This window comes from Mesorhizobium sp. M7A.F.Ca.AU.001.01.1.1, from assembly GCF_004022735.1.
In the GTDB taxonomy this organism is placed as follows: Bacteria; Pseudomonadota; Alphaproteobacteria; order Rhizobiales; family Rhizobiaceae; genus Mesorhizobium; species Mesorhizobium ciceri.
In genome coordinates, this window is sequence record NZ_RZPF01000878.1 from 1 (window position 1) to 2,340 (window position 2,340).

2 protein-coding genes are annotated in these 2,340 nt (G+C 63.8%); one reads left to right on the plus strand and one right to left on the minus strand.

Translation table 11 applies throughout. The annotated features are described in order from the left end of the window. Positions 1-1,454: aconitate hydratase AcnA (gene acnA, locus EN884_RS33310; protein ID WP_128361017.1), on the minus strand; the 1,454-nt coding region annotated here is incomplete at its 3' end. A 280-nt stretch (positions 1,455-1,734) separates the two neighbouring features. Between acnA and ccmA the strand changes: the two genes are divergently transcribed. After that, positions 1,735-2,340: heme ABC exporter ATP-binding protein CcmA (ccmA, locus tag EN884_RS33315; protein WP_128361018.1), on the plus strand; the 606-nt coding region annotated here is incomplete at its 3' end.

The window sequence follows — 2,340 nt, forward strand, 5'->3', positions numbered from 1 at the left end:
GATTTCTCCAGATATTCGGCGACCACCTGGCTGCCGGGAGCCAGCGAGGTCTTCACCCACGGCTTCTGCTTCAAACCGAGCCGGTTGGCATTGCGGGCCAAAAGACCGGCGCCGATCAGCACGCTCGGGTTCGAGGTGTTGGTGCAGGAGGTGATGGCGGCAATGACGACATCGCCGTGACCGAGATCATGGTCGGTGCCTTCGACGGCATAGCGCTTGGAGATTTCGGCCGCCTTCTTGTATTCGGTCTCCATCGCCTTGGCGAAGCCTTCCGGAATGCCTTCCAGGGCGACGCGGCCTTCAGGCCGCTTGGGGCCGGCCATCGACGGCACGACGGAACCAAGTTCGAGCTCGAGCAGATCAGTGAAGACAGGGTCGGCCGAGCCGGTTTCACGCCACAGGCCCTGCGCCTTGGCGTAGGCCTCGACCAGCGCGATGCGGTCCTCGCTGCGGCCGGACATTGTGAGATAGCGGATGGTTTCCGAGTCGACTGGGAAGAAACCGCAGGTGGCGCCATATTCGGGGGCCATGTTGCCGATGGTGGCGCGGTCGGCCAGCGTCATGTTGGAGAGGCCCGGGCCGAAGAACTCGACGAACTTGCCGACGACCCCCTTCTTGCGCAGCATCTGGGTGACGGTGAGCACGAGGTCGGTGGCGGTGACGCCCTCTTTCAGCTTGCCGGTGAGACGGAAGCCGATGACTTCCGGCAGCAGCATGGAGACCGGCTGGCCGAGCATGGCCGCCTCGGCCTCGATGCCGCCGACGCCCCAGCCGAGCACGCCCAGGCCGTTGATCATGGTGGTGTGCGAATCGGTGCCGACGCAGGTGTCGGGATAGGCTGTGGTTTCGCCGTCCTCGGTGTTGGTCCACACCACCTGGCCGAGATATTCGAGGTTGACCTGATGGCAGATGCCGGTGCCGGGCGGCACGACGCGGAAGTTGCGGAACGCCTGCTGGCCCCATTTCAGGAATTTGTAGCGCTCTTCGTTGCGCTCATATTCCAGCTCGACATTGCGGGCGAAGGCCATCGGCGTGCCGAATTCGTCGACGATGACGGAATGGTCGATGACGAGGTCGACCGGCACCAGCGGGTTGATCTTCTGCGGATCGCCGCCGAGCGAAGCCATGGCGTCGCGCATTGCGGCAAGATCGACCACGGCCGGAACGCCGGTGAAATCCTGCATCAGCACGCGGGCCGGCCGATAGGCGATCTCGACGCCGGCGGTGCCCTTGTCGGTCAGCCAGCCGGCCACCGCCTGGATCGATTCCTTGGTGACGGAGCGGCCGTCTTCGTTGCGCAGCAGGTTTTCCAGCAGCACCTTCATCGAATAGGGCAGTTGCGAGATGCCGGTAAGGCCGTTCTTTTCGGCCTCGATGAGATCGAAATAGGCATATTCAGCGCCGCCTGCGGTCAGCGTGCGGCGGCAATTGAAACTGTCGAGGGATTTTGACACGTGCGATCCTTGTCTGTTCAGCCTGAAAGGGAACGGACGCCGATGGCATGCAATCACGCGCAAAGGTGCGGGTACGGCCATTTCCGCTGTCCGTTCCCAAGCAACCCGAGCCGTTCAAGGCGGCGCGTGCGCTGGTTCGGCGCTAATTCTGTTCCCGTGCCGACCGCTGGCACGGATGCACCGCATATAGAGAATTTTCTGGAATAGTTCTAGACAGTTGGAAAGCAATTTTGTGCGATGCGGCAGCGGCCGCGACACATGGTTTCAGGGCAGGCGAGGAATGCGGCTGATCGCCGAAAATCTGGGCGGCGAGCGAGGCGGCGACGCGGTGTTTTCCGGCATCGGCTTTGCCTTGGAGGAGTGTCAGGCGCTTATCGTCACCGGGCCGAACGGATCGGGCAAGTCGACCTTGCTGCGGATCATCGCCGGGCTGCTGCCGGCGGCGGAAGGCAGCGTGAGGATTGAGGGCGTCATGAAGGTCGAAGACGGGGGCGAAGCGTTTCCGTCTGTTGCCTCGGCCTGTCACTATCTCGGCCACCAGAACGCAATGAAGCCGGCGCTCAGCGTGGCGGAGAATTTGCGCTTTTGGCGAGACTTCAATGGCGACGGACAGCTCGGCGTCGAAGAGGCGCTGGAAACGGTCGGGCTCGGCGGCATCGGCCACCTGCCGTTCGGCTATCTATCGACCGGGCAGCGGCGCCGCGCGGCGATCGCCAGGCTTTTGGTCAGCCACCGGCCATTGTGGCTGCTGGACGAGCCGACGGCGGGGCTGGACAAGGCGGCGGAGGCGCGGTTTGCGGGGTTGATGGCGAGGCATTGCGCGGATGGCGGGATGATTGTCGCGGCGACGCATCTGCCGCTCGGGATCGAGGGGATGGAGTTGAGG